Source organism: Vibrio sp. 10N.261.52.A1 (assembly GCF_002876325.1).
Lineage (GTDB): Bacteria > Pseudomonadota > Gammaproteobacteria > Enterobacterales > Vibrionaceae > Vibrio > Vibrio chagasii.
Genome location: NZ_MCYD01000510.1, coordinates 1 through 7664 on the forward strand (window position 1 = coordinate 1; position 7664 = coordinate 7664).

A 7664-nucleotide genomic window follows, 5' to 3' on the forward strand; every position below is an offset into this window, starting at 1 on the left:
CCATTGAAGTAACCAGAGTCACCACTAAAGAAGACTTTTTTGTCTGAAGCTTTGATAACCCAACTCCCCCACAATGTTTGGTCACGGTCAAGCAAGCCACGCCCAGAGAAGTGCTGTGTTGGGGTCAAGGTAAACTCGATATCTGACGCTGTTGCCGATTCCCACCAGTTCAATTCGATGATTTTCTCTTTATCCACGCCCCACTTTTCCAACAGTGCGCCCACTCTTAATGGCACTAAGAATGTCCCTACTTTGTCGGCTAATACTTTAACTGCACCTTTGTCTAAATGGTCGTAGTGATCATGGCTAATAACCACCACATCGATATTAGGTAGTTCTTGCAGTGAGATAGGGGTCGGGTGGAAGCGCTTTGGTCCCATCCATTGGACTGGTGATGCGCGATCACTGAACACAGGGTCAGTCATCACTAACTTACCATCGAGCTTCATCATCACGCTTGAGTGACCTAAACGGTACGCAACGTCTTCTTGCTCTTCAATCAGCTGTTCTGCTGTCATGGGAACGAGAGGCAATGCGGTTCGTGGCACTGGATCATCTCTTTCTACAGTTACATACGCCTTCAAGATTGAAAAAATATCAGACATGCCCGACTTGTACTCTAACTCACTGTTAGCAAACTTCTTCGGAAGCTTATCTAGATTGTCATTTGATTGTGAACCTGTGCTTACGATAGCGACCACGGCAAGTACTCCTAAAATCGGAAATAGATATTTTTTCATTAGTCTCTCTTCAACCGTTGGGAAAACCCAACTCAAAAACTACACTGATTAGTTTACATACCAAAAAACAAAAGTAAACCAGTGAGTGTAATTTTTTATTCATCAAATTTAGAAGAGAAGCACTCCGTATATCGAGCACAGACCAATGTGGATATCTTAAATCTGTACAAATATCGCACAGCACTCATTTCTATACTTCATTTATTGACCAGAAAGTCAGGTTTCAATTAACATTGCATTTACAAATGGAATTGAATCTTTTTAGAAGGGAATCTAAATTGCAATTGACTATACGAACCAAAGCGATACTGGCGACAATCGTCGCTGCTCTTGCCATTATTAGCGTGATGGGAGTGTATTCATTTCAATCAAGCCGGGCTATTTTGATTGATAGAACCTTCGAGCGAGAATTACCAGCTTCACTCGGCGAGGTGAGTAATGAAATAAACCTCAAGTTGGAAACGCCTATACTTGCATCAAAGATGATGACGCTTTCGCCTTTAATGCAGCAAACCAGACTTTCGGAACAAGAGCTTCGAACCTATCTTCAATCTGTTAAAAATGAGTTCAACGCGATCAGTGCCTATTACGTTTCCAACGAAGCGAGCACTTACTATACCCATAATGGCGTGCTGAAAACGATCTCTACCAATGAACAAAGCGACCAATGGTTCTACCGATTCATCGAGTCAAATCAGCCATTTGAACTCTCTTTGGATATTGACGCAGCCACTGGAATCCCAGCACTGTTTGTTAACTATGTGGTCACTCGAAATAGTCAACGTATTGGCGTCACAGGTATAGGTTTAACGTTGGAAAGTATTACTCAACTGATCAGCAACTATAGCGTCGGAGAAAGCGGTATTGTTTTTCTTGTCGATCAAGAGGGGATCATCAAGGTTCACCCAGATAAAAATCTGATTGGACGTTCACTAGACTCTGTAGGAATTAAAGCTGATCAGTTAATCGGCAGTAAACAAACCGTCGTTCATGAAGCTATCGTCGAAGGTCAGCCGCAAATTCTTGGTTCCAAAGCGATGCCAGGTATAGGTTGGACTCTAATTACGCAAATTCCTAAACAAGACGTACTAGGTGAATTAAACGGCTTTAGCCAAACCATCATCTTTATGGCTCTGCTCATTGCAGCCATTTATACGCCGATCGCAGCATGGGCGACCAACAAGCTCTTGCTGCCGTTTGTGGAAGTAGCCGAGCGATTACAACAGATAGGGAAAGGCGGTGGCGATCTCGCCTTTCGCTTAGATGATTCGCGACATGACGAAATAGGACAAATCGCCAAAGGCTACAATCAATTCGTGCAATATCTGAGTGATTTACTCACAGATGTCTCAAACACGGGTATTCAAATATCTGAATCTATCCAAGGTGTCGATCACATGGCGCAGTCGATGGAGCAAGACATCAAACAACAAACCAGCCAGATCGAACAAGTTGCAACAGCCATTCATGAGATGGGTGCCAGCTCAGACGAAATCGCACAAAACGCTAATGGTGCCGCCGACAGTGCACAACATGCAGCGAGTGCAATCAGCATTGGTCAAAACTCCGTTTCTGTCACTTCAGAAAGCATCGAACATATGAACAAGCAGCTCGATGACACAACGGAAATTATCAATCAACTCGCTCAAGATGCGAACTCTATCGATACCGTGTTAGATGTCATCAACAGTGTCTCTGAACAAACCAACCTACTAGCCCTTAATGCAGCGATAGAAGCCGCTCGCGCAGGCGAACAAGGTAGAGGTTTTGCGGTGGTAGCTGACGAAGTAAGAACCCTCGCCTCACGAAGCCAAGCGTCGACCGAAGAGATTCGAGGTATTATTGAAAAGCTTCAGCAGCGTACTCAACAAGCCGTGACAGCCATCGAAACCAGCACCACACTTGGCAGTAAGTGTCAGGTCGAAGCCTCCAACTCAGAGCAACAACTCTCGAGCATTTCTCATAGTGTCGATCAGATGAATGCCATGAACATGCAGATCGCTTCAGCAACGGGCCAGCAATCTAACGTCATCAACGAGATCTCACCGCACATCTCTGGCATTTCTGAAATAGCCAGGGAGAGCGATAGCATGATTGAGAAAACGGCTCAGGAGTGCCAACACTTACGGGCTAAGGCCATGCATTTAACGAGTTTGGTTTCTCAATTTAAATGTTAGCTTCAATGGAACGCGAAATACGCTGACCACTCCCACTCAAGTTAGTCAGCAGACCATACATTCTTGAAATCTGGCCATCCCCAGTTGGTGATGGCTACGTTTTTCAGAATCCCTTGGAAACGCACGGTTTGTAAGTGATGGAACATCGGGACTAACCAATAATCAGAAATCAGTGTCGATGCAATTGGTTCCAACTCAGCCAAATAGTTCGGCAATTCAACCGTTGCTTTGTGCTGATCTAAGCGCTGCTTGAGCCAATCACTGTTCATCTCTCCGAGCGCGGAATGCAATACAGGGTCATTCATCAACCACGAGAACAACGAAGATGGCGCATTGTCATCGAGGTTCAAATTACACAGCACCAAGTCTTCTTTTAAATCACCTCGCTGAGAAAGCTGAGCTAATTCTCGAAAGCTGTAGGTATTCACCTCAACTTCCACACCATGTCTTTGAATAATATCTGACACCGAAATAGCACATCGATAGAGGGCATAGTAGTTATAAACCGCAATGCTCAATTTCTTAGGCAACTCAGTCTCTCTAGAGGGCGTTCGATAAAGCTTCTGCCAACTTGGCAATATGTTCTGAGCCAAAGAGACACTGAATAAGCCTTGGTTTTGCTCAAGTTGCGTCAAAATAGCCTGTGGGTTTGCAAGTGATGATAGGTACTTACGTTGTTCATCACTTAACGAGTTAGCCGCTGAGTTTTGGTTAAATAGAATAAACAGACAACCATCTTCGATTCGACTGCGAAGCCCATCTGTTTCAGCAGACACTAACTCAGTGTCGCTCTTCCCTAATTGATGAAAACAGGCCGAATCTTCATACGGTGACACCTGCATTTGGCTGTCATCGAATCGAGCGCTTCCAGTCATCGATTCTTCAAACTGCCAAATGGTCACCTCATCGGTTAAAGAGCGACAACCGTAAAAGTGTTCGAATGCCGAGAGCTTGATGCGCTCACTGTTGGTTTCAACCACTCTAAAAGGGCCAGTACCAATCACAGCATGAAAAGCTGAATTTAATGGTGAAGGCTCACGGGTTACCTGTGCTGCCGGTTGAATCGAATACTTAACGCCAGCTAACAAACCCGCAAAGCCAGTATCCGCTTGGGTTAACTTAAAACTGATCCTTAATGGCTGCTCACTGAAAATGGAAGAGACATGAGCCAACTCAGCTTGATAGAAAGGCAGAGCTTGTAAAGCAGTAAACAAAGCAACCAGCTGCTTGGCATCTACTGGCTGACCATCATGAAAAGTCAGACCGGGGCGCAGATAGAAAGTCCAAACCAGTTGCTCGGTGTCATATTCCCAATGGTGAGCTAATTCAGGCTTTAACTCACCTTTACCATTACACGTCACTAGGCAGCTAAAAACCTGTCTGATCAAAAATCGTTCGCTACTGCGGTGTATATGGTGCGGAAACAGATCCTCAAACTTACGCTTATAGGTTAATTGAACGTGCAGCAGCCCTTCACGCATGGTCGCGCCGGAAGTTTCTTGCAGTAAAGAACCAAACACAGCGCGGTCATTATCCAATATGAAAAGTGCTTTTTCGTACTTGCCCTGCTCTATCAGTTTACTTGCAACATGCTGTGCCAACTCTGAATTGCTAAAACGCAGTGTTAAGTTAGAGCGTTGATTCCTGCCAACTTTTGGCTCCCACACCACCCATTCAGCTTGATGCATCTTACCAAGTAAGGTTCGAGCGTGACGCAAGCTTGTAAACAGCATATCCGCTACTTCGGTTAGGGTGACTGAATGAGAAATGTTTGGCTCGAGCGACTCTAGCCGTGTGTAGTAACGCATCATGTTTAGATCAGACAAATAATGAACCTTTTAAAGATAGCTCTTCCTAATTAAGCCCATTATAAAACACAATCTTAAAAAAGTAGTGCGATATGACCAAAACAGGAACAACCAATAAAAATACTATCTGTTTTTTAGTTCCCCTTAATTAACCATAATGAACGGGTCAGCAACAAATCATAGGTTGTAAATAAAGCCTAACCAGAGAGAGTAATGACCATGAGAAAATACTATCTTAACAAGCTAAAAAACACCTGCAGTAAGCTCGAAAGAGAAGCACTACGAACACTTATAGATCTATGTAACTGGCGTTATTAGTACACTTTTTAGCACCGAGTAAACGCGAGTTGAGTACAGCCTAATATGCTCCTACCCCCAATATGAGTTAGGTCTCAACTCGCTTTTCCTTTCAAAATCCCCTCTCAAGCCTGCTGTACCAATAGCTCACACAATCGATAAATTTCCATTGTCGACTCGACAAATTTAATTCGTTTTCTTAGTTAAACAAAAAGCCTTAAGGTTCGCCCCGAAGCAAGCAAGGAGCCTCAGAAAAAACTGAAAGCTCAGCTAACAACTAAATAATTTTGCAGTTACCAATCAGGTATTAACTAAGGAAACGCCATGCGTATCGCAATTCTTTCTCGTAACGAAAATCTATACTCTACCGCTCGTCTAAAGCAGGCTGGAGAAGCACGTGGTCATCAGGTCGATGTTATCGACACGTTGCACTGTGATATAGATATCGCGAGTAACAATCCGAAGATTCGCTACATGGGTGAAGAGCTACCTCAATACGATGCTGTTATTCCACGTATTGGCGCTTCCATTACCTTTTACGGAACTGCGGTTGTTCGCCAATTCGAAATGATGGGCACTTTTTGTATCAATGAGTCAGTAGCTATCAGTCGTTCTCGCGATAAACTGCGCTCACTACAACTGTTGTCTCGTAAAGGTATTGGCTTACCAAAAACAGGTTTCGCTAGCCGCCCAGACAAAATTCAAGACCTGATCAAAAACGTAGGTGGCGCGCCACTTGTGATCAAGCTACTTGAAGGTACTCAAGGTATCGGTGTAGTTCTAGCTGAAACAAACAAAGCAGCAGAAAGCGTTATCGAAGCGTTCATGGGCCTAAAAGCGAACATCTTGGTTCAAGAGTTCATTGAAGAAGCAAATGGCGCAGACATCCGTTGTTTTGTTGTTGGCAACAAAGTAATTGCTGCAATGAAACGTCAAGCTGGTGAGGGTGAATTCCGCTCTAACCTGCACCGTGGCGGTACTGCTCAACTGGTTAAACTAACCAAAGAAGAGCGCGCAACAGCAATCAATGCAGCGAAAATCATGGGATTAAACCTATGTGGTGTAGATATTCTACAATCTAAGAACGGCCCAGTGGTAATGGAAGTAAACTCTTCTCCAGGCCTAGAAGGCATCGAGAAAGCAACGGGTAAAGATGTAGCAGACATGATTTTCGAGTTCATCGAAAAAAATGCAAAGCCAAACGCTAACCGTACTCGTGGCAAGGGCTGATTGAATACCGTTAACTCATGATTGGAAAGAAAATGAACAATAAAATGATCATAGGGAATACCGAAGCACTTTGCTTACCAGAGTTAGGGATAACTGGACTACATACACGTGTTGATACAGGGGCTAAAACCTCTTCTCTACACGTAGACAATCTACTATGTGTAAAAACAGACGGTGAGAACTTCGTTGAGTTTGATCTTCACCCAGACGTTTATCACCTAGAAGAGACTGTGCGCTGCAAGGCGAAACTGAAAACAAGTAAGAAAATCAAATCATCTAACGGCGAAGTTGAACACCGTTGTGTGATTGAGACCATGCTGAGAATCGGTGGCCAACAATGGCCTATCGATATCACGCTAAGCAACCGTCAAGACATGACTTACATGATGTTGCTTGGTCGTCAAGGCATGAGTGACAAAGTGATTGTTGATCCAGCGGGTGAATTCCTGCTGACTCACTAATCCGAGTCATCGTAACCGCTCCACAGGTTATAACTAAAGCTCGTCACAACGATATAAGGCCAGTCTCATGACTGGCCTTATTGCTTTCAATTCTTTAATTTCGAGTTGCCACTTTTGGCTGATCTATTTCTTAGATTTACCATGAGATTGAAAACCAAAACGCCAAATCGATAACAACAGTTTCTTGGCTTTGATTTTGGTTACCCGCCAATGTGTCACCGGTCTTCTTGGGGCGCTCATCAATAAGTGTTCAAAAGCTGTCTGACTAAAATCGACTTGTCCTCCATGCGCCACCAGCAAGGTATCAAGTTGCAAGTCATAGATGCGAGATACTGACTCTCGGTACTTGTTAGGGTGAAAGATAGGGAAAGGCGGAATCAGCTTCTTTTTCACTTCCACCATGAGGTCTGCCACATAGGCAATGCTGTGAGATGGGCAATAAACAGAAAGATCTCTGTCGGTGTGGCCCGGGGTTTCTAGAACCAACCAATCATCAAAACCCGGAATGCTCTCACCATCCGACAGTTTGTAGTCCGGCTTTAACTTTCTTGAATACCACAAGTTCGCTTTCGGCTTTCCTAAGCGGTTTGCCATCCATCTTGCTAATGTTAGATCGGTCAAATGCATCAAGATACCATCGATACCGTGATACCAATCCTTATCTCGGTTTGCTGCCACCAAGTTACAGCTCGTGAGCTTTCTGAGCTTGTGCGCTGCCCCTGCATGGTCAGGATGCATGTGTGTCACCACAACCGTGTGGAGATCAGAAAAATCACGCATAAGTTCGGTTTCAATGAAAGTCTTCAAATGCGGGATGTCTGCTCGACATGCGCCATCAAGCAACAGTAATTTGTCCGGATACTCGACCAAATACATGTCTTGGATATAGCCTTTAATGGTATGCAGTTGCAAACCCACTCCTTGTGATAATTCAACTGGTCAGACCTATAC

At 44.2% G+C, this 7664-nt stretch carries 6 protein-coding genes; 3 read left to right on the top strand and 3 right to left on the bottom strand.

Annotated elements, in window-relative coordinates; all coding sequences use genetic code 11:
* The coding region (locus BCT81_RS06555; RefSeq protein WP_102423589.1) for an MBL fold metallo-hydrolase at positions 1-740 on the bottom strand (740 nt) is incomplete at its 3' end.
* 278 nt (positions 741-1018) lie between these two features.
* Here BCT81_RS06555 and BCT81_RS06560 point away from each other — a divergent pair.
* Positions 1019-2917, top strand: a complete 1899-nt coding sequence (locus tag BCT81_RS06560; protein ID WP_241908173.1) for a methyl-accepting chemotaxis protein — start codon at positions 1019-1021, stop codon at positions 2915-2917.
* A 41-nt stretch (positions 2918-2958) separates the two neighbouring features.
* Here BCT81_RS06560 and BCT81_RS06565 read toward each other — a convergent pair whose 3' ends face one another.
* Positions 2959-4743 (bottom strand): SgrR family transcriptional regulator, encoded by a 1785-nt coding sequence (locus BCT81_RS06565; RefSeq protein WP_102423588.1) that lies wholly within the window; start codon positions 4741-4743, stop codon positions 2959-2961.
* Positions 4744-5346: 603 nt separating this feature from the next.
* On the opposite strand from BCT81_RS06565, the gene rimK reads away from it, so the two are divergent.
* Both rimK and BCT81_RS06575 read left to right on the top strand, forming a co-directional pair.
* The gene (gene rimK, locus BCT81_RS06570; RefSeq protein ID WP_004740040.1) at positions 5347-6252 is read left to right on the top strand and encodes a 30S ribosomal protein S6--L-glutamate ligase; all 906 of its coding nucleotides are present in this window, start codon (positions 5347-5349) and stop codon (positions 6250-6252) included.
* 32 nt (positions 6253-6284) lie between these two features.
* Complete coding sequence (locus BCT81_RS06575; RefSeq protein ID WP_008224746.1) at positions 6285-6713, top strand: RimK/LysX family protein; 429 nt, start codon at positions 6285-6287, stop codon at positions 6711-6713.
* 123 nt (positions 6714-6836) lie between these two features.
* On the opposite strand, the gene BCT81_RS06580 is transcribed toward BCT81_RS06575, so the two are convergent.
* A complete protein-coding gene (locus tag BCT81_RS06580; RefSeq protein WP_102423591.1) occupies positions 6837-7625 on the bottom strand; it encodes an MBL fold metallo-hydrolase in 789 nt (262 codons plus the stop codon).
* Positions 7626-7664 lie beyond the last annotated feature (39 nt).